The sequence below is a fragment of the Nocardia sp. NPDC052316 genome, assembly GCF_044547795.1.
Taxonomy (GTDB): Bacteria; Actinomycetota; Actinomycetes; order Mycobacteriales; family Mycobacteriaceae; genus Nocardia.
Genome location: NZ_JBIUBB010000002.1, coordinates 514,920 through 534,593, shown reverse-complemented (window position 1 = coordinate 534,593; position 19,674 = coordinate 514,920). Strand labels below are relative to the sequence as shown.

At 65.9% G+C, this 19,674-nt stretch carries 21 protein-coding genes; 17 read left to right on the top strand and 4 right to left on the bottom strand.

From position 1 onward, the window contains the following. Nucleotides 1-206 precede the first annotated feature (206 nt). The 13 genes from ACIHA7_RS09405 (at nucleotide 207) to ACIHA7_RS09345 (ending at nucleotide 12,422) form a co-directional block, all read left to right on the top strand. Nucleotides 207-1,562, top strand: coding sequence for a DegT/DnrJ/EryC1/StrS family aminotransferase (locus ACIHA7_RS09405; protein WP_397287428.1), 1,356 nt, complete (start codon nucleotides 207-209; stop codon nucleotides 1,560-1,562). Continuing rightward, nucleotides 1,559-2,725: an MFS transporter gene (locus ACIHA7_RS09400; RefSeq protein WP_397287426.1), complete on the top strand. Its 1,167-nt coding sequence runs from the start codon at nucleotides 1,559-1,561 to the stop codon at nucleotides 2,723-2,725. The genes ACIHA7_RS09405 and ACIHA7_RS09400 overlap by 4 nt, the downstream gene beginning before the upstream one ends. Next, nucleotides 2,722-3,663: a sulfotransferase gene (locus ACIHA7_RS09395; RefSeq protein WP_397287424.1), complete on the top strand. Its 942-nt coding sequence runs from the start codon at nucleotides 2,722-2,724 to the stop codon at nucleotides 3,661-3,663. Before ACIHA7_RS09400 ends, ACIHA7_RS09395 begins: the two co-directional genes overlap by 4 nt. A gap of 4 nt (nucleotides 3,664-3,667) precedes the next feature. Next, nucleotides 3,668-4,492, top strand: a complete 825-nt coding sequence (locus ACIHA7_RS09390) for an SDR family NAD(P)-dependent oxidoreductase (protein WP_397287422.1) — start codon at nucleotides 3,668-3,670, stop codon at nucleotides 4,490-4,492. A gap of 58 nt (nucleotides 4,493-4,550) precedes the next feature. Continuing rightward, nucleotides 4,551-5,426 (top strand): family 3 encapsulin nanocompartment shell protein, encoded by an 876-nt coding sequence (locus ACIHA7_RS09385; RefSeq protein ID WP_397287420.1) that lies wholly within the window; start codon nucleotides 4,551-4,553, stop codon nucleotides 5,424-5,426. A gap of 9 nt (nucleotides 5,427-5,435) precedes the next feature. Beyond that, complete coding sequence (locus tag ACIHA7_RS09380; RefSeq protein ID WP_397287418.1) at nucleotides 5,436-6,734, top strand: NAD(P)/FAD-dependent oxidoreductase; 1,299 nt, start codon at nucleotides 5,436-5,438, stop codon at nucleotides 6,732-6,734. A gap of 2 nt (nucleotides 6,735-6,736) precedes the next feature. Next, nucleotides 6,737-7,444: an aspartate/glutamate racemase family protein gene (locus tag ACIHA7_RS09375; protein ID WP_397287416.1), complete on the top strand. Its 708-nt coding sequence runs from the start codon at nucleotides 6,737-6,739 to the stop codon at nucleotides 7,442-7,444. A 216-nt stretch (nucleotides 7,445-7,660) separates the two neighbouring features. Beyond that, nucleotides 7,661-8,152 carry a pyridoxamine 5'-phosphate oxidase family protein gene (locus tag ACIHA7_RS09370; protein ID WP_397287414.1) on the top strand — a complete coding sequence of 164 codons (492 nt, stop codon included), beginning with the start codon at nucleotides 7,661-7,663 and terminating at the stop codon, nucleotides 8,150-8,152. Between the two features lie 353 nt (nucleotides 8,153-8,505). After that, nucleotides 8,506-8,886 (top strand): DUF4440 domain-containing protein, encoded by a 381-nt coding sequence (locus ACIHA7_RS09365; protein WP_397287412.1) that lies wholly within the window; start codon nucleotides 8,506-8,508, stop codon nucleotides 8,884-8,886. Nucleotides 8,887-9,750: 864 nt separating this feature from the next. Further along, a complete protein-coding gene (locus ACIHA7_RS09360; RefSeq protein ID WP_397287410.1) occupies nucleotides 9,751-10,551 on the top strand; it encodes a DUF6193 family natural product biosynthesis protein in 801 nt (266 codons plus the stop codon). Nucleotides 10,552-10,687: 136 nt separating this feature from the next. After that, on the top strand, nucleotides 10,688-11,005 hold the full coding sequence (locus ACIHA7_RS09355) for a DUF222 domain-containing protein (protein ID WP_397287408.1): 318 nt from the start codon (nucleotides 10,688-10,690) through the stop codon (nucleotides 11,003-11,005). Nucleotides 11,006-11,218: 213 nt separating this feature from the next. Continuing rightward, entirely contained in the window at nucleotides 11,219-11,959 is a 741-nt protein-coding gene (locus ACIHA7_RS09350) for a hypothetical protein (RefSeq protein ID WP_397287406.1), read from the top strand. Nucleotides 11,960-11,984: 25 nt separating this feature from the next. Continuing rightward, nucleotides 11,985-12,422 carry a hypothetical protein gene (locus tag ACIHA7_RS09345; RefSeq protein ID WP_397287404.1) on the top strand — a complete coding sequence of 146 codons (438 nt, stop codon included), beginning with the start codon at nucleotides 11,985-11,987 and terminating at the stop codon, nucleotides 12,420-12,422. A gap of 38 nt (nucleotides 12,423-12,460) precedes the next feature. Here ACIHA7_RS09345 and arfB read toward each other — a convergent pair whose 3' ends face one another. The 3 genes from arfB to ACIHA7_RS09330 all read right to left on the bottom strand — a co-directional run bounded on the left by arfB (nucleotide 12,461) and on the right by ACIHA7_RS09330 (nucleotide 14,685). Beyond that, on the bottom strand, nucleotides 12,461-12,889 hold the full coding sequence (gene arfB, locus ACIHA7_RS09340) for an alternative ribosome rescue aminoacyl-tRNA hydrolase ArfB (RefSeq protein WP_397287402.1): 429 nt from the start codon (nucleotides 12,887-12,889) through the stop codon (nucleotides 12,461-12,463). Nucleotides 12,890-12,962: 73 nt separating this feature from the next. Next, a complete protein-coding gene (locus ACIHA7_RS09335) occupies nucleotides 12,963-13,892 on the bottom strand; it encodes a hypothetical protein (protein ID WP_397287400.1) in 930 nt (309 codons plus the stop codon). A gap of 97 nt (nucleotides 13,893-13,989) precedes the next feature. Beyond that, nucleotides 13,990-14,685, bottom strand: a complete 696-nt coding sequence (locus ACIHA7_RS09330) for an SDR family NAD(P)-dependent oxidoreductase (protein WP_397287398.1) — start codon at nucleotides 14,683-14,685, stop codon at nucleotides 13,990-13,992. 89 nt (nucleotides 14,686-14,774) lie between these two features. Here ACIHA7_RS09330 and ACIHA7_RS09325 point away from each other — a divergent pair, with 89 nt between their 5' ends. The 4 genes from ACIHA7_RS09325 (at nucleotide 14,775) to ACIHA7_RS09310 (ending at nucleotide 19,016) form a co-directional block, all read left to right on the top strand. Continuing rightward, nucleotides 14,775-15,374, top strand: coding sequence for a TetR/AcrR family transcriptional regulator (locus tag ACIHA7_RS09325; RefSeq protein WP_397287396.1), 600 nt, complete (start codon nucleotides 14,775-14,777; stop codon nucleotides 15,372-15,374). Between the two features lie 145 nt (nucleotides 15,375-15,519). Continuing rightward, on the top strand, nucleotides 15,520-16,959 hold the full coding sequence (locus ACIHA7_RS09320) for a nitrate/nitrite transporter (protein WP_397287394.1): 1,440 nt from the start codon (nucleotides 15,520-15,522) through the stop codon (nucleotides 16,957-16,959). Then, a complete protein-coding gene (gene nirD / locus ACIHA7_RS09315) occupies nucleotides 16,956-17,339 on the top strand; it encodes a nitrite reductase small subunit NirD (RefSeq protein ID WP_397287392.1) in 384 nt (127 codons plus the stop codon). The genes ACIHA7_RS09320 and nirD overlap by 4 nt, the downstream gene beginning before the upstream one ends. A 189-nt stretch (nucleotides 17,340-17,528) precedes the next feature. Next, nucleotides 17,529-19,016 (top strand): flavin-containing monooxygenase, encoded by a 1,488-nt coding sequence (locus ACIHA7_RS09310; protein ID WP_397287390.1) that lies wholly within the window; start codon nucleotides 17,529-17,531, stop codon nucleotides 19,014-19,016. A gap of 38 nt (nucleotides 19,017-19,054) precedes the next feature. Here the strand turns inward: ACIHA7_RS09310 and ACIHA7_RS09305 are convergent, their stop codons facing one another. Further along, nucleotides 19,055-19,633, bottom strand: a complete 579-nt coding sequence (locus ACIHA7_RS09305; protein ID WP_397287388.1) for a YdcF family protein — start codon at nucleotides 19,631-19,633, stop codon at nucleotides 19,055-19,057. Nucleotides 19,634-19,674 lie beyond the last annotated feature (41 nt).

Genomic DNA, 19,674 nt, shown 5'->3' with positions numbered 1-19,674 from the left:
TATCCCCCACGCCCAATTTCACCTGCCTGGACAAAACGCTCCCCAGTGAAGTCACAGCAACCAATGTCATTGCTGAACAATCAATTTCGGGTATCCAGATTGAAACTTCGGTGTAGCGTTTCCGGAATCGTCCTACGAGCTTCGAGAGCTCGACCGACGATGAGGTGGCGGCTCGCCGATGTTTCAGAGTTGGGCAGGGAATTACGATGGCGGACAACGAAGTCGACCATTCAGCAGCAGCCCGGCAGTTGCCGGGAACCCGAATAACCGCCGATTCGCGACTAGCCTTGGACGGCGGAGTTCCCATTCGCCGAACCCCGTGGCCGACCTACGACCGAGGCGCGGTCTGCGTCCACCCCGACGACGAGGAAGCCGCGCTACGCGCTATCCGCAGTCACCTCTACTTCCGCTACGACTATCGCCCGCCGCACGAAACCGAATGCGGCAAATTCGAGGCGGAGCTGTGCCGCTACTTCGACTGCCGCCACGCCTTGGCGACCTCGAGCGGAACGACCGCGCTGGCCTTGGCCATCATGGCCGCGGGTATCGCACCGGGCAGCCTGATCGCCTGTCCCGGTTTTACTTTCGCCGCGACCCCGAGCGCCATCATGTTGGCCGGCTGCACCCCATTCCTCGTCGACGTCGACGAGAACCTGCACCTGGACGTGGCCGACCTGCGCAGCCGATGGACCCCCCAGGTCAAGGGGATCATGGTGGTGCACATGCGCGGCTTCGCCGGCGACATGGGCGCGCTGCTCCGTTTCGCCGACGAGATGAACGTGCCGGTCTTCGAGGACGCGGTCCCTGCCCTCGGCGCGGAACTCGACGGCCGCAAACTCGGCACCTTCGGCCTGGCCGGTGCGTTCAGCACCCAGTCGGACAAGTCGCTCAACAGCGGCGAGGGCGGTTTCCTGGTCACCGACGACAGCGCCCTGTTCGCCCGTGCCACCGTGCTTTCCGGCGCCTACGAGGGTCGGCTGCGGCGGCACTTCCCCGACGGCGAGCCGCCGATCGCCACCGATCTGGACCTACCGCTGCTCAGCTTCCGGATGGACGAGATCCGGGCCGCGTTACTGCGGGCCGAGCTCGGCAGGCTGCCGGTGCGCTTGGCCGCGTTCCGGCGCAACTACGACTACGTCGCCTCGGCACTGGCCGATGTCGCCGGGGTTCGGATCCGGCGCCCGGTGGCACCCGGCGCCTATCTCGGCGAGGCGTTCATCTTCCAGGTGCCCGACGGCCGCGCGCAGTGGTTCGCGCAAGCGTTGTGTCACGAGGGCATCGAGGCGCGCAACCTCGGTTCGGACTCCGATCGCAATATCCGTGCCTTCTGGAACTGGCGGTTCATGTTCACCGGGATGGCGACCGCGGCCATCAAGGAGCTACTGCCGAACGCGACCAGGTATCTGCAACGGGCAGTAGATATTCCGCTGTCCTCCACGCTGTCGCAGGCGGACTGTGACCACCTCGTCGCCGCGGTGCGCAAGGTCGCGGACGCACTCGCGGCCATCGAAACCCTCGACAACGAAGAAGGTTCCAGTTCCACCTGGGCCGGTCGGCGATGACGGCTTCGTCGGACACCGGGGCGTTCCCCCGGCTGGCGCTTGCCGGAGTGTTCGGCGGGCTGTTCTGTGGCTACCTCGGCCTGGCCGCGGCGATCCCGGTGCTGCCCGCGCACGTGCGGGACGAGTTCGGCGCAGGCGATCTCGCGGTGGGTCTCGCCGTCACGTCCACCGCGCTCACCGCGCTGCTCACCCGCCCGATCTTCGGCGGACTGGCCGATCGGTACGGACACCGCAACGTCATGCAGTTCGGCGCGCTCGCCATCGCGGCGGGTGGCCTGCTCTACTTCCTGCCGCTCGGCCTGGCCGGACTGATCATGGTGCGCCTGCTGCTCGGTGTCGGCGAGGCCGCGCTGTTCACCGCGGGTGCGGTCTGGACCGTCACGCTCGCACCGCACCACCGTCGCGGGCAGGTGATCGGGCTCTACGGCGTCGCCATGTGGGGTGGTATCTCGCTGGGCACCGCGCTCGGCGCGGCCATCCGGCACTTCGGCATCACCGCCGTGTGGAGTTTCTGCGCCGTCGCACCGCTGATCGGTCTCGTCCTGATCAGCATTGTCGCGCCGCAACCGCACACCACGCCGACCAGCGGGCGCGGGCTGCTGCTGCGGCCCGCCGTGTTGCCCGGCCTCGGTCTCGCCTTGGGGGCCGCGGGCTATGTCGGCTTGGCCGCGTTCGTCATCCACGGGCTGCAAGTGCGCGGAATCGACTCGGGCGTTGTCGTTTTGAGCACCTTCAGCGCGGTGTACGCGGGCACCCGCTTGTTCATCGGGCACCTGCCGGACAAGTACGGGCCGCGGCGGGTCGCCGCGTGGTGCGGGCTCGGCGAAGCGGCCGGGTTGCTGATCATCGCGTGGGCGCCGAATCTGCCGGTGGCGGTGCTCGGGGCCGTGGTGATGGGCGTCGGATTCTCGCTGCTGCATCCATCGCTGGCCTTGATGGTCATGAACAACACCGACAGCGCCAAACAAGGGGCGGCGCTCGGGGCCTACACCTCGTTCTGGGATCTCGGGTTGTTCGTCTGGGGGCCGGTGACCGGCGCGATCGCAACGGGATTCGGCTATCCCGCCGTCTTCGTGGTCGCCGCTGGCTGCGCGCTGGCGGCTTCGGCGCTGGCCATGACGATCCGACAAGCGGTGACCACGGAGAAGGCGGTCGACTCATGACGAACACACCACCGTTGAAGGTCCTGTGCATCACCGGCTGGTGCCGCAACGGCAGCACCATCATCGGCAATATCCTCAATGAGATTCCGGGCTTCTTCCACGTCGGCGAGCTGCACTTCCTGTGGAAGAACGCGGCGGGTCGCGGTGTGAACGAGGAGTGTGGCTGCGGGCGCAAACTGGTCGACTGCCCGTTCTGGTCGACGATCCTGCCGATCGGGCAGCCGGCCGGAACCACCCTGGTCGAGCACGCCGACGCGGTGATCCGGCGGCAACTCGGCAGCGTCCGCACCCGGCACACCTGGCGGGTGCTCGGACGTGGGTTGTACAACGAGCAGATTCGTGCGCACGCGACGCTGATGACCCAGGTCTACCGGGCCATCGCCGAGCGCAGCGACGCACGGGTGATCGTGGATACCACGAAGATTCCCGGCGAAGCGGCGTTGCTGGCGCACCTCGACGGCATCACCCCGTATTACGTCCATCTTGTCCGTGACCCGCGTGCGGTAGCCCAATCCTGGAGCAGGCCGAAGGAGTACGTGTACGCCATGGCGCCGGGCAAGAGCACCGGTTACTGGACCGGCTTCAACCTCGCCACACACGCAATCACCCGGCGCTATCCGCAACGGTCCATGTTCCTGCGGTACGAAGACTTCATCGCCGATCCGGCGGGCACGATCGACCGCCTGTTGCGGTTCTGCGCGACCGATCCTGCTGCCAACCCGGTCACCGATCGAACGGTCGAATTGCATACCAATCACACGGTTACCGGGAACCCGGATCGTTTCAAGGTCGGCGAGACCGTGGTGCGTCCGACCGACGACTCCTGGCAACGCGGGTTGTCCAAGTCGGCCAGGAGAACGGTCGCGGCTCTGTCGTGGCCGCTCTCGCGCCGGTACGGCTACGAGTTCGGCGTCGTGGACTCGACGGGAAAGGGCTAGCCGAGTGGATCTGGGACTGGAGAACAAGGTCGCGTTGGTGACAGGCGGATCCAGCGGGATCGGCCTGGCCATCGCTCGGGAACTGGCCGCCGAGGGTGCCCACGTCGCGATCGGCGCGCGTGACGCCGGGCGGCTGGCGATGGCCGAGCATGCCGTCGAAGAGGTGGCGCGTGCTCGGGTGCACGCCACCAGCGTGGACATCACCGACAGCGCGGCGACCCGGCGTTGGATCGACGAGGTCGCCGCCGAATTCGGCGGACTGCACATCGTCGTCGTCAGTGGTGGCACGCCGCCGACCGGCCACGCGGCGGCCTTCGCGACGGCGGACTATCGGGCGGCCGTCGATACGGTGCTGATCCCGGCGGTCGATGTAGCGCTGCGCGCGTTGCCGCATCTGCGGGATGCGCGCTGGGGCCGAATGCTTTTCGTGGCCTCGGAGACAGCGAGTGTCCCCATCAGCGGCCTGGCCATGTCCGGGGTAACCCGCACGGCCCTGGTCCGCTTCGCCCAATCGCTGGCCGCCGAGGTGGGCCGCGACGGCGTCACGGTCAATGTGCTCGCACCCAGCGCCACCCGCACTCCCCTGCTGGAACGTGTTGTGGCGCAACGCTCTACCGAAGACCCGAGCGAAGCACAGTTCGACGCGATGGGCAGGCACACGGCCGTCGGACGGATCGCCCGGCCGGAGGAGATGGCCGCCGTGGCCGCCTTTGTGGTGAGTGAGCGGGCCTCCTACCTCACCGGCACGGTCCAGTTGGTCGACGGTGGCGCGAGCGTGCTCGGACCGTCCGCGGCCCATCTGCCCTGGCAGGCCACCGCACCCGCGTAACCGGAGTGACCAGCACTGCTCTCGGCACCGTTGCCGATGACACGGAAGGAACCCACACATGCTGAAGACCGAAGGCGTCAAAGAGACGCTGGCGCAGGTTGTCGCGGACCGCAAGAAGGAGCTTTCGCCGGGCCGGATGTTCGTCGAGGCCTGCGCGAAGGACGGCCTCGACGCCGCCGTCGAGTACGACGTGACCATCACCGATTCGTTGACCAGCTCGCGCCGCAAGCCGCGCTACCCGGCGCGCAACATGCTCAAAGCCGTTGACCTGTCGCGTGATCCGCGCGAGTTCTACTGGCACGAGAGTGCGCCGGGCGCACAAGACACCCCGATCGAAGGCGCCGACGTGCGCCGCGAACTGGCCAGCCGGTTCCACAAGTCGCCGATCCCGGAGCTGCTCACCACCACGGCCTGGGTGCAGGTGCCGCCGCGGCTGTGGGAGGACCCCGAGACGTTCGAATCCTTCATCAACTACCGGTTGATCGTCCGGCTCTGCACCGCCGAGAACCACACGATCATCAGCGGCGAGGGCGGCCTGCTCAACATCCCCGGGATCGAACGGATGACCTCCCCCGGACCGTTCGCCTCGACGATCCTGCGCGCCTGCAACGAGGTCGAGCAGATGGGTGGCACCGCCGACGGCATGATCATCAACCCGGTCGACTACTACCGTGCGATGGGCGCCGGACGGCTGATGGACGATCTCGAGCAGAACGGCATGTTCATCGTCCGCACCCGCCTGGTCGAGCCCGGCACCGCGCTGGTGGGCGACTTCGGCCACGGCGCACAGCTTTTCGACGCCGGGCGGTCGGTGATCCGCTTCGCCGAGCCGCCGCCGGGCACCTTCAGCGAGCCCGGTGCGGCGGTCATGGCGGAGATCTACGAGCGGGTCGTGGTGAACCTACCGACCAACTTCTTCGTCGTCACCGTGTAGGTCGGGTTCGTGACGCGTGAAGGGGCGGCTCCCGTGCGCAGCGACCCGGATGTGGTGGTTGTCGGCGGCGGGGTCGCCGGTTTGTTCTGCGCTTATCACCTGCGCCGCGGCGGGGCTTCGGTGACCGTGCTGGAGCGCGGGGCGCTCGGTGGGCCGCAGTCGTGTTCCTCCGGGAACACCGGTTTCGTCGGCACCCACGGTGCCGCGCCGCTGGCCGAGCCCGGCATGCGCTCGCTGCGCACGCTCGCCATGTTGAGTCCGGACGCCCCGTTCTATGTCAAGCCGCGGCTTGATGGCGAATTGCTGCGCTGGCTCGGGCATTTCGGGCGGGCCTGCTCGGCGACGGCGGCGGCGGCCGGATTTCGGGCGTTGGTCGGGATGAAGAAACGCAGCCTCGACATACTGCTCGGGCTGTGTGAATCACCCAGCATTGCGGCAACTTTCGAGTCGCCGGGCATTGTGCTGGCCTACCGGACCGCAGCAGGGTTCGCGGCCGCCAGTCGCTCGGTGGCACGGACCGTCGCGAGCGGAGTGCCGCTGCGGGTCCTCGGATCGGGAGAACTCGACGAGCTCGAGCCGAAGACCCGGTTCGCTATCCATGGGGCGCTGTACAACCCCGAGGGGGCTTATCTGCGCGTACCGGAGTTCGTGGTCGAGTTCGGTCGGCTGCTGCGCGAGATGGGCGTCGAGATCTGTGAGCGCACCGACGTGCTCGGGTTCGAGGTGCGAGCACGCAAAGTCGTTGGGCTGCATACGAATCGCGGGCACCTTCACCCCCGTGACGTGGTCGTCGCGGCGGGTGCGTGGTCGACCGCGTGCGCTCGGCTGGCGGGGGTCGGTTTGATGCTGCAACCGATCAAGGGCTACAGCGTCACCATGGATATGCCGCCGGAGGCTCCCAGCAGGCCGGTGTTGCTGAGCGAGGGCCGCGTGGCGATGGTTCCGCTGGGTGATCGGCTGCGCATCGGCGGCACGCTCGAGTTGACCGGGATGAACAACGACATCTCCGCCCGGCGCGTGCGGGGAATGGTGCGGACCGTCCACGAATACCTGCCGGAGTTGGCGGAGACGCGGACCAGGGAGACCTGGAGCGGATTGCGCCCGTGCACGCCGGACGGGCTGCCGCTGATCGGGCGCACCGGGCTGCGCAACCTGCTGGTCGCGGTCGGTTACGGCCATATCGGGATGGGCCTCGCGCCCGCCGGCGGCGAGCTGATCAGCCAGCTCCTGGCCGGCGAACAACCGATCACCGACCCGGTCCCGCTGCGGCCGGATCGGTTCGGCAGCACCGAATCGACAAGGCGATAACCGTGAACGACCAACCGAACACGATTGGTGTCCTCTGCCTGGACACCGCATTCACCAAGATCCCCGGGCATATCCGCAATCCGACGACCTTCGACTTCCCGGTCCGCTACCAGGTGGTGCAGGGCGCGACACCGCAGCGGATGGTGACCGAGGCCGACCCGACCCTGCTGGAGCCGTTCATCATCGCGGCCAAAGAACTCGAATCCCGTGGCGTGGCGGCGATTACCAGCGGATGCGGTTTCCTCGTCATCTTCCAGCAGCAGCTCGCCGACGCCGTGGGAATCCCGCTCTACAGCTCGAGCCTCATCCAATTACCGATGGTGCACCGCATGCTCGCCGCGAACCGCGAAGTCGGCCTGCTCGTCGCCAGGAAAGAATCGCTCACCCAACGCCATCTCGCCGCGATCGGCGGTGCATCCGTGCCGATCTGCGTCGCCGGAATGGCCGCCCAGCCAGAGTTCCGTGAGGTCATCTTGGAGGGACGCCGCACGACCCTCGACGCCGAACGCCTCGGAAACGAGGTACTCACCGAGATCTCGCAACTCGCCTCAGCCAATCCCACCATGGGCGCACTCATCATCGAATGCACCGACCTGGCCCCCTACAGCCACGCCATCCAAGATCGCCTCAACATCCCCGTCTTCGACATCGTCACCCTCACCGAAATGGTGCACCGAAGTTTGACCCACCGACCGTTCCCACGGCAGTAGGCCGCCGGGTTCCTTCCGTGACGCCCGTCCAGGCACGCCGTTCGAATGGACGCCAGTCGATCTCCCGAACGCATGGACATGCGAATACCGATCGCCTGTTCATAGGTCGACCCGGCCTTGACATGCCAACTCGGTAAGTAGAAACTAACCGTTAGTGAACACTTACGAATCCGGGGGATGGAGCGTCCTCGCCAACCTTCTCAACAAGGGCAACCAATGACAGTCGACAACACAACCCCCGAACCCATGCAGCTCCCCACCCCGCGCAGCCTCGACCAGCGGCGCGCGGACGCGCTCGAACGAATCGGGACCAACCATCAAATGTGGCTGGCCACCGCAGGCGACGGCTACGGCCCGCACCTGATCCCGGTTTCCTACACCTGGAACACGAAAACCCTCACCACAGCCACGTTCGAGCGCAGTCGCACCGCCGCCAACCTCCGCGCAACTCCACGAGTCAGAGCCGCCATCGGAGACACCGCGGACGTGATCATGATCGATGCCACCGCGTCGCTCATACCCGTCCATGCGATCGACCCCACCGCCGCCGACGGATACGCCCAGGTGTCACACGACCCGCGCACCATGCCAGGTTTCGTCTACATCCAGCTCGCCCCACAACGCATACAAGCATGGAACGGATTCCACGAGTTCACCGGACGCACCGTTATGACAGACGGCCAATGGCTCGACCGGCCGATCGACTAGCACGAGCGAGCAACGCGTCTACGCGAAGGCTTTGACCTGCAATAGGATTCATTCCGTCGGCAAACAGGCGCCGAGTTGGAAGCCGGCCAACATCACCGACTGCGCGACCAGGCGCATGTCCGCAGACACCGATGAGCGCGATGCCCGCCTGCATCGGCACAGCCTGGAACAGGATGCGCGACAACGTGCCGCCGGCTACGCCAGCGTTGGCGGCTCATCCGGTACGGCGCTACGGGCGCGGTCGCCGCGGTTGCCGAGATCGCAGGCCGTGATCCGGGTCGCTCAGCTTTACCTGAACCATACTCGAGGTTCTAACCTCGGTTGTCTTACGACGAACCGGACTAGGAGTAGTAATGACGATCGAGGCGGCAGTCCAGGTTCTGCGGCGGTATGAGGGCACGTTCAACGCCAACGACGCCGAGGGCATGAACGCACTGTTCTGGGAAGACAGCACGTTCGTGAACTTCAGCGGCAGTGTGTCCACGAACCGCGACGACTTGCTGGCCAAGCAACGCTTCGTGTTCGGTGCGAACGGGCCCCTGCACAACGTGAGCGTGCTGTATCAGCTCGAGCAGACCATCGAGCTGGCACAGAGTTTCGTGCAAGTCGTTGCGCGGCAACGGACTCGAGGTAACGACGATCCGGCGCAGGACCCGATGCACGGGGTGGTCATCTTGACCTGGAGCAGCGCGAGAACGAATGGCGCATTCGCACCGGACAGAACACACCGGTGAGCATCGGTTGATACCCTCTGCCATTCGGATGCGAAACAGGCGCGCACAGACCGTCCGCAGCTGCCGATGGGCGCGCGTGGGACGCAGGGGCTGACCGGGAGTCGCTTGCTACAACAGACGCCGACTCAGATCCCGGGTGAAGACCATGCGCGCCTGTCCCGGCCCGTTGTAGTCCTCTATCAGACGAGCTTCGAAGTCGAGGCTTCGATGAAAAGCGATCGATCCCTCAATGCTGGGTGAGGTGATGAAATGCCGCGACCCGCGCGTTCTACAGACGAGACCGACCAACGCTGAGTTGCCTCGTCTAGCGTCCGGGGTCATCATTACCGGCGGGTTCGGATAGCCATGGTTGGGGTGTGAAGTTGACCGCTTCGGGTTAGAAGGCTGGCTTGCTCAGGTCTTCAGTTCCTTTAATCGCAACGATCCACAGTCAGCTGCGCGGGTCGAGAAAGTTGATCGTGGCGGAGTCCGGGTCGAACGTGCGGACCGCGCCCACTAACGGCGGCCAATCCGACTCTTTCTGACAGCCACTTTAGGCGTGCCAGGCGCAAGGTACCTTCGAGCGTGGCGCGACCGTCACTCGTGACCGACTCCGAATCGACTGCCCCGCAGGCAGGGCCGGACTTCTGGGGGTTGATCCGCCCGATCCGGCGCTAAGGACTGATCGCCGAGCGGCGATGCACCAGTAGTGATTTCATGGCAAACATGAACGATGAGGGCGACTACGGCCGGTTCGGGGCGTTGTCCCGCAAGAGCACGGTCATTGCCCGAAGGGCAGGCGTCATCAGTGTGAGCCCCAGCGCTTCGGGTCGCCACCGGCAATGGGAATAGCTACGGCTGCGTGAGCGGCTCACAATGGCAGGTGTGAAGTATGTACCGAACGCAGTCGAGTTGCTTCCCGCCGAATTCTATCCGGACGTCATCGCAGCCGGCGGCGTTGCGAGCGCGTTGGAGCGAGTCGCCGCTCAGCGCGGTTTGGTGATTGGCGCTGTCGAAGCCGCTGCTCAGGATGGGAGGTTGTACCACGCACAAATCGAGGCCGCGCTGCCGGGTCGCGCCAATTTCACGGTCACAGCGTTCAAAATCAGACGGCTCTTCTCCGTCGAAAACCATGAGTCCGGCGTCGCACATGCCTGGGGCAGGACCTCGGATCTGGCCGAGGTAGCCAAGGCCGCGGCGGCCTGGTTTGCCGGAGCGGACCCGCGCGGAATGAAGGCCGCCGCACCCTTCATCGAGCTGCCGCTAGTCGCCGAGGCTCGAGCGACCGGGGTGGCGCACCTTGTGGCAGAGGCCAACTGGCAGTTGCATCGCGAGGCATGGAGCGGCAGGCTGCGGGAGCTCAAGCCGGACGGCTGGCGCGAGCCGACCACGCACGCCGTTCTGCGCGCGCTGTTAGACGCCGCCTCCGCGGAACCCCGGCTGCGCCACCTCTACGCCGTGACGAGCCATTACACCCTGTGGTTCAGCCGGTGCACGGATTATCCCTTCGTGCGTGTCGGGGCCGCGATCGAACCCTTGAGCGACGGCCGGTATCGCGTTAGCCGGCACGGCGGGGAGAGCGAGTTCTTCAGCACACCGCAGGCCGCCGCTGCCCGCGCCGCCGAACTCCTTCCCCTCAGCTGCGGCCCCGCCATCATCGGCACCGCTGCCGACGTTCCCGCCTGAACCAAGGCGGTAGTGGTGACAGATAGCGTGGTCAGGTGACAGATATGTTGGTCAGCCACCACAGGGACGCAACTCGGCATGCCAAGCAAGCTCGAATTGTCGAACATATGTTCTATTCTGGTGTAGTCTCGCTCGCGTGAACACACATTCGATCGCGATGGCGCCGGATGCCCGAACAGCGGGGTGGGCGGAACTGGCCGATGCCGACTTGCTGCGTACCCTCGTCGAGACCGAACGTCGCCGGCGGCGACTGGATGCCGCTATGCGCGCGGCCGTCGCCGAAGCCGAGCGTCGGGGGCTCGCCGGAGACACCGGGTATCGGGACACCGTGGAGCTATTGACCGATCTGCTGCGGATCAGTGCGCACGAAGCGCGCCGGCGCATCGAGTGCGCGGCTCCGGCGGCCCGGTCGCGTTCCAGGAAGGTGTGGCGAGTGCTGGCGGCGGCCAGCTGACACCGGACTGATCCGCTGCCGATCCCGCAGTCCGCAACGGTCGCGACGCACTGGAAGATCGAGGCCCGCAGATCATCTCGATCTCAGTGATGCGATATGTGACGGCTACACCGGGCCAGGTCGACCGAGATTTCCACGGCTTTCCCGTCGGTGGAGGTCACCGTTAGGGTCGGGTGGCACAGCAAGATCAGACAGCCGATGCCAGGGGCAAGAGTGACTCTCACCAGCGAAGACCAGCGCGAACTTCTGGAGCGAATCGAAAGGGCATTGCGCGTCGGCATGCCCGAGGGTGCGCGTGGAACCTTCACCTGGTGCTCGGTGGGGAACGGAGGTTCCGAAGCCGGGTTCTCCGTCTTCGACCGGGACGGAAAGCCGAAAGCGTGCAGTCACCCGAAAGACCTCGGGGACTTGTGCTGGACGTTGAAGACCGGCATGAATCGCCCGGGTGTCGGGACCTGGTTCTCGGTGAGATACGAGATCGATGCGGCAGGAGAGTTCCGGGTCGACTACGACTACGACAACGAACCGCCGCTCGGCGCCGGGCCCGAGCACTTCCTCCGCGAAATGGCTTGGTTCCCCAGAGATTCCGAGCACACCCCCGCCTGGCTCGCCGCGATCCTGGATCGTGTTCCCAACGTCTACTTCGGCATCCACGCCGAGCCCGGCAACCAGTACGAGGACGAGATCGGCCCACATCTCGGCGAGGTCGCCGCCGCCTTCCGCCGGGCCGGGTGGGAGGTCCGCCGTGTCGAATTCGGCGAACTCACCCTCGCCACCGACTGGGCGCAATTGAAGACCCTGTCCCACTACGGACTCATCCGAATGGCAGGCAAGATCGCCCCCGACCGCTGGAACGAGCTGGTCGGCCTCATGACCGCCGAGAGCTGGAGGGTCGGCGGCGAACTCTATGCCGAAGACAACGAAACAATCCTCGCCCAGATCACCGCCGATTAGCCGTTCCCACAGGAGGATTGACCGGATGCCGAACTGGCCGCCGCTCGACCCGATCGAACAGCACGACAAGCTCACCGAGATCACGAGCGAGGTGCTCCCCACCCTGCCGACCGGCTGGACTCGGCTTGTCGTGCGCGCCAGAATGATCGGGCCGCATGCGGAATCGGATACGGGAGTGCGCATGCCCGACGGCACGATCCGATCCTGGTCGTTCCCGCCCGAGGTCTGGCGAAAGTTCCAGCAACTGCGGAAGGGGATGTACGTTCAGGGACTCGGCTCATGGATCGAGTTCGAATACATTCTGGATCCACCCAGCCGCTTCACCGTTCAATACAACCGAGATCAGCAACCGGCCTTCTCGATACCACCGACGGCCGAGCACTTCGGCACCGAGAACAAGTGGTTTCCGCGATCGGATCAAGAAATGCCGGAGTGGTTCCGCCAGGGGCTGAGTCGAGCCTAGCGGCCACTTGTGTCGCCGATAGTCCGACTGCCCGTCGGCTAGTCGTCGGGGCCCGCGCGACGGTTGCGTTTGGTGGCGCCACGCCGCTTCTTCGCGGCGATTCGGCGTTCCTTCGCTCCGCGTGAGGGTTTGGTGGCGCGGCGAACCGGTGGTGGGGCGGCAGCGGCGTCACGGAGTAGCGCGGCCAGGCGTTCGCGGGCGGCCGCGCGGTTCTGCAACTGTGCGCGGTGTTCGGATGCGGCGATCGTGAGCACGCCGTCGACCAGGCGGGTGGCCAGGCGGTCGAGCATTCGGGTGCGCAGCCACTCCGGTATCGAAGGTGAGTTGGCGAGGTCGAACGACAGCTCTACCCGACTGTCGGTGGTGTTGACGTGCTGCCCGCCGGGACCGGACGATCGCGAGAACCGCTCGTGTAACTCGGAGGCGGGTATCACCAGCTCCCGAGTGACGGTCAGGTCCTCGGGCATGATCCGACGCAGTTCTGTCCGATCGGCGAGTCGACTAGGCCACGCCGTTTGCTCGATATCGCTCGAGCACTGGTCATTTCACTGCGGGGAGCACGTCGAGGACTGCGGCGGTGACCTTTTCGAGCACGGCCCGGTCGCGTCCGTTGATCGTCACGGCGGGCACACTCGCGTAGTCGGAGTTGTCGGCGACCGGGTCGAAGGTCTGGCCGACGCGAATCCGATAACTGCCGTTGGCTTGGTTGGAGGTCCAGTACGCTTGCTGCCCAGCGACTTCCACGCGCTGGTAGTTCATGAACTCGCGGTCGGTGGAGTGGCCGTAGCCGACATAGATCGCGTCACCGTCGAGCCTGAACCAGCAGCGATCGACCCATTCGGTATCGCCGCGGACGGCGTCCGGCAGCTTCGCCAGTACCTCGCACGGATCCTTGCCGGTGACCGTCGTTCGCACCGTGCCCGGCGAATCACCCACGCGCGGATGCCGTTTCCACTCGGCCAACGCAACGGTGACGAGGGATTGCGCGGCGGGACACCGTTCGGTCCCCGGTGGGATCGTGACCGTCAAGGACAGGGAGCCGCCGGTCGGCAGTTGCGCGTAGGCGGTGCAGGTGCGGGTCGACGCACGCGCGACCTCCTCCGGCGAACGGACATCGTTGTCCCCGAGCAGGTTCACGGTCATACCGTCGATGGCGACGGTGGCCGCCTGATCCATCCCGGTTTCATCGACCGCGCGCACCAGCCAATCCACTTCGGTACCGGTTTCAGGATCGGAGCCGAATTTGGCTCTGCACCCGTACAACTCAGCAGTGCCGACCGCCGTGACGGGGCCGAGCTTCGCCAGTTCCGCGCGCGGTAGCAGCGCGCAGATGTCGGTGGTGCGCAACCGCGTCAGCATCTCCGCTTCCGGCCCGGTCGCGGCCGGGGCCTCGGGCGGGTTCGCTCCGTTCTCCTGACAGGCGACCGCCGTCATCAGCAGTACTGCGAGCAGTGCCAACCGTCGAAACATCGCAATCCCCCATGTCCTGTGCCGTGCCCACCCTGCGCGTGACAGCTAACTTAGCTCGAGGCTGCGACAGGTCGACGCGGGAGTGGTGCCGTCGGCGTTACCAGGGAACGGTTTTGCCGTGGCGATCCAGAAACTGCAGGCCGAGAGCGCCGGCCTGGGCTTCGAGGACGTCGACTACCGCAGGGATGCTTTCCGTTGGCGCGAGCGGTGCGTCGGGTCCACCGAGTCGGGTTCGGTTGTGACCAGGGTCGATCAGCAGCTTGGTGTGTTCGTCATCGGCGTGACGGGTGGCGTAGCTGCGCATGAGCTGGTTGAGGGCGGCCTTGCTCGCCTTGTAGAGCTCGTAGCCGTCTTCGGTGTTCTGCGAGATGCTGCCCTGCTCGGAGGACATGACCGCGACGGTTCCACCTGGGACGACGAGGTCGCGCAGGGTCTCGACGACACGCAGCGGGCTCAGCGCGTTGGTGATCATCACCTCGGTGAACATGTCGGTCGGCACCTCGTGGATCGGAAGGTCGCCTCGATCGATGGCGGCGTTGACGAAGAGCAGATCGAGCCGGGTGTCGGTCAGTCGCGCGCGCAGCGCGGCCAGCTGTTCCTGGCTGGTCATTTCCAACAGCTCGACCGTCAGCAGCCCATCAGACGCATCGGCCTTCGCTGGCAACTCACCGCCGCGCTGCCGGGCGGTGGCGATGACTCGCCAGCCGCGTCGGACGAGTTCGTCCGCGAGGACGAGCCCCAGCCCGCGGGAGGCGCCGATGACGAGGGCTTGACGGTTCGGTGTAGCGGACACAGGCACTCCTTCGTGAGAGGAAAATTAGTCTAGACGCGACGGTGCGTCTAGACAATGCCGCAGCGCCGCCGCTGGGTATGGTGTCTCGCATGCCAGCCGCGAACTCTCAGCCCCGCCGGGCACACTCCGGCCCCCGACGCGACGAGGCCGCGCGGCTGGCGGTGCTGCATGCTGCGGACGATCTGCTGGTCGAGCACGGATTCGGCGCGCTGACCGTGGAGGCGATCGCGCGCCGGGCCGGGGTCGCCAAGCAGACGATCTACCGCTGGTGGCCCTCGAAGGTGGAGATCCTGCTCGACACGCTCATCGAGGACAGTGCCGGGAAGCTGCCCGTCCCGACCGAGCGACCCACTGCGGAGACGATCCGCAGCTATGTGCACGATTTCACGCGGTTCCTCACCCAGGACCCGGCAGGCAAGGTCCTGCTCGCACTGATCGCCGAGGCGCAGCACAATCCCGGCACCGCCGAGCGCTTCCACGAGCGCTATTTCGGCCCACGCCGGGCACAGGAGCGCGAGATGCTCACGCGCGCAATCGAAAACGGTGCGATCGCGCCGAAGCTCGACTTCGACGCCGCGCTCGACGCGCTCGTCGGACCCCTCGTTTTCCGCGCGCTTAGGGGGTCACCTGTCCCCCGGGATCTGGTGGACACCCTCTTCGAGGACGTGCTCAGGCCGCGCGCCGACTGACCGGCCACCCACCGCGGAAAACAGCCCGCATCACGCGACCATCCAGCGCTCCGTGAGCAACCGTTGATCTCCCGGTCATTCCACGAATCATGTCGGCAATACCCGCTGCCTACCGTCGGAGACAACCGATTGTGGGAGGCCTGAGTTGAGCACGCTGACGCGTAACCATGACATCGAGAACTGGGATGCCGAAGATGTCGTGGCCTGGGAAGCCGGCGGTAAGGACATCGCCAAGCGGAACCTGATCTGGTCTGTATTCGCCGAGCATGTCGGCTTCTCGGTGTGGTCGATCTGGTCGGTGATGGTGCTGTTCATGCCGACCGAGACCTACGGCATCGACCCGGCGGGCAAGTTCTTTCTGGTCGCGGTGCCGACGCTGGTCGGCGCGATCCTGCGCATTCCGTACACCGTGGCCACCGCGAAGTTCGGCGGCCGTAACTGGACGATCTTCAGCGCGTTCCTGCTGCTGATCCCGACACTGCTCACCCTGTATTTCATCAATCAGCCGGGAACCTCGTATACGACGTTTCTGGTGGTGGCCGCTTTCGCCGGCTTCGGCGGTGGCAACTTCGCCTCATCGATGACCAATATCAATGCGTTCTACCCGCAGCGGCTCAAGGGCTGGGCGCTCGGGCTCAACGCGGGCGGCGGCAATATCGGCGTTCCGGCGATCCAGCTGCTCGGCTTGCTGATCATCGCCACCCTCGGCAACGGCTACGCGTCGCTGATCTGCGCGATCTATCTGGTTCTGGTCGGCCTTGCCGCGCTCGGCGCCGCCTTCTACATGGACAACTTGCGCAACCAGAAGGCCGACCTGGCGGACATGGTCGCGGCGCTGAAGGTGCCGCAGTCCTGGGCGATCGCGTTCCTCTACATCGGCACGTTCGGCTCGTTCATCGGCTACAGCTTCGCCTTCGGTCAGGTGCTGCAGATCAGCTTCAAGGCCGGCGGCGATACTGCCGCGCAGGCGGCGCTGCACGCCGCGCAGATCGCGTTCATCGGCCCGTTGCTCGGGTCGCTGGCCCGCCCGTACGGCGGCAAGTGGGCCGACCGGATCGGCGGCAGCAAGGTCACCATGTATGTCTTCGGCGCGATGATGGTGGCCGCGGTGGCCGTCGTGGTGGCGAGCACGCTGGGTGATCGCAACGGCGGCGTGCCGAGCGGCGCGGCGATGGCGACACTCATCGCAGGCTTCATCGCGCTGTTCATTCTGTCCGGCATCGGCAACGGGTCCGTCACCAAGATCATCCCGTCGGTGTTCGACGCGAAGTCCAAGAGCCTCAATCTTTCTCGGGATGGACAGGCCGCGTGGGCGCGCAACACCTCCGGCGCGCTCATCGGTTTCGTAGGCGCGATCGGTGCGCTCGGCGGTGTCGGCATCAACCTGATGCTGCGCTCCTCCTACGCGTCCACCCAGTCGGCCACCACCGCGTTCTGCGTCTTCATGGGCTTCTATGTCGCCTGCGCCGTGGTGGTCTGGGCGGTCTTCCTGCGCCGCCCCAGCGACCGCACCGAAGCCGACGTGGTGGTCGAGGCGGAGACCTTCGTTCTGGAGGCCGAGGCAGCGGCGAGCAGCACCCGATGACCGCCGTCGAAACCCCAAGCCGCGCTGCGACTCTCAGCGCCGAGTGGACCCGAGCATGCGGCATCGACCGGTTGATTCCTGGCCGCGGCGTGGCAGTGCTGCTCGGCAGCGGCGAATCTGCCGCCCAAGCAGCCCTGTTCCGCCTGTCGGACGGCACCCTCGCCGCCGTCGGCAATATCGACCCGATCGGCCGCGCGGCCGTGATCTCCCGCGGTCTCGTCGGTGACCGCGACGGCACCCCTGTCGTCATCTCACCGCTACTGAAGCAGGCGTACTCGCTGATCGACGGGCATTGTCTCGACGACGACTCGGTCCGCCTGCCGGTCTACCAGGTCCGCGTACACGACTCTGTCGTCTCGGTATCCAACCACCCCGCCTAGACTCGCGCAGCGCACACCCTTTTCATAACCCGCACCGTCGATGTAGGCGGCATACGGGTTATGAAAAGGGTGTCGGCTTGTGCGACCTGACGCGTTCGGCCATCCCCGGAAAGTCCACCTACTCGGGGGGTGTACCTGGATGATCGTGAAACGCTAATCTTCCCGTCTAGGTGCAGTTGAAGGGAAACCATGGCGTCGATCGATCAGGTGAGCCAGCAGCCGAACGTTCTCATCGTGGGTGCCGGGTTGGCCGGTGTGGGAATGGCGATCAAGCTGTTGGAGGCGGGCGAGCGGAATTTCGTCATCCTGGAGAAGGCCGACGGTGTCGGTGGCGTGTGGCGGGAAAACACTTACCCCGGTTGCGGTTGCGACATCATGTCGATGATGTATTCGTACTCCTTCGCGCCCAATACCGACTGGACCCGCATGTACGCTCCGCAACCGGAGATACTCGATTACATCCGGCGGGTCGTCAAGGATTACGAGCTCGAACCGTATATCCGGTTCCAATCCGAAGTGGTGTCTTACGAATTCGACGCCACGAGCGACCGCTGGATGGTGCGCACCGCCGACGGCGACGAGTACCGGCCGCGCGCCGTGGTCGCCGCGCACGGCGCACTGCACGTCCCGAATATTCCGGAGTTCAAGGGCCGCGACACCTTCCGCGGCCCGGTGTTCCACTCCGCCCAGTGGGACCATTCGGTCGACCTCACCGGCAAACGGGTAGCGGTGATCGGTACCGGGTCCAGCGGCGTCCAGTTGGTGCCCCAGATCGCCGATACCGCAGCGCATGTCGAGGTCTTCCAGCGCACCCCGCACTGGGTGCTGCCGAAACTGGACCGCCCCGTCACCGGCCTGGAGCAGCGCCTGTTCAAGGCCTTCCCCGGTGCGATGAAGATCTACCGCAATGCCGCCTTCTGGTTGCACGAGGCGCCGGTGGCCGGCTACTTCCACCCCCGCCTGAACACACTGCTCAAATGGATGTCGTTGCACCAGCTGAAGAAGCAGGTACCCGACCCGGAGTTGCGCGCGAAGCTCACCCCGTCCTACACCTTCGGCTGCAAACGCATCCTGTTCTCCAGTGACTTCTATCCGGCATTGCAGCGCCCGGACGTCAGCCTGGTGACCGAGGGCATCGAGGAATTCACCGAAGCCGGGATCCGTACCGCCGACGGCGAACTGCACGAGGCCGACGTGGTCATTCTCGGCACCGGCTTCGCCACCGGCAACCGCTGCGCCGACGAGCACATCGTCGGCCGGGACGGGCTCACCATTCAGGAGGCCTGGCGCGACGGTATGCAGGCCTACTACGGCATGACGGTGGCGGGTTTCCCGAACTTCTTCCTGATCATGGGCCCCAATTCCGGTGGCGGCGCCCAGTCCATCTTGTTCCTGATCGAATCCCAGGTGCGCTACATCGTGAAATGCCTGCGCATGATGGAGGACCGGGGCTCGACGCGGCTCGAGGTGCGCGACGAGGTGCAGCGCGAGTTCAACACCTGGCTGCACGGCAAACTCGACAGGTCCGTGTGGGTGTCCGGCGGTTGCCACAGCTGGTTCCTCGATCACACCGGCCGCAACCGGCAGTCCTGGCCGGGCACCGGAACGAGCTACTGGCGCGCGACCCGGGAACCGAAAGCCGAGGCCTTCGAACTCTCCGGGGCCGGCCAGCGCTGACCGCGTCCCGTTGGCGCACTGGTTGTTTCAGCCGTGCGTCACGGGACGTCGCGGGCGTCCTTCAATCGCCCGTAGACAGCGAGTAGCGGCGTGAAGGGAAGCAGGTCGCCGAACCGATACTCGTCGCCGCGCACCAGACGGTCGGCCAGGTCCGGACGCTGCTTCAGCAGATAGCGTCTGGCCTTCTCGGCGTGGAACGGCAACGAGACGATCTTGATCCGGTCGACGTCCTCGAGGAACGGAATCGCGAAAGCGATGTTCTCCCAGGTGCTTCGGCTCGACTCCTCCAGCACGAGCTCTCCGCGATACCCGCAGACTTCGGTAGCGTAGCGAGCCATCAGCGCCGCCTCGGTATGCGGGCCTGCGCAGGCCCCGCCACACAGCACCAGCCGAGTCCGGCGGGCCGGATCGACGGATCGCAGCCCCGCCCGGACCCGCCACCGATTCATGAGGTTGGCGCGCGCCCCGGTGTCGCGATACCCGAGCACAACCACAGCTTCCGAGTCACCGGCAACGGACCCGACCACCCTGCGCGACGCGCGCCAGTTCTCCCACTCACCCCAGAGAATCACCGAGACAAGACCGCTGCCTATGCCGAGCCAGGTCCGTTTCCGCACGGGTTCACCCAAGCACACTCCGTAGTCGCGATCGGCGGCCA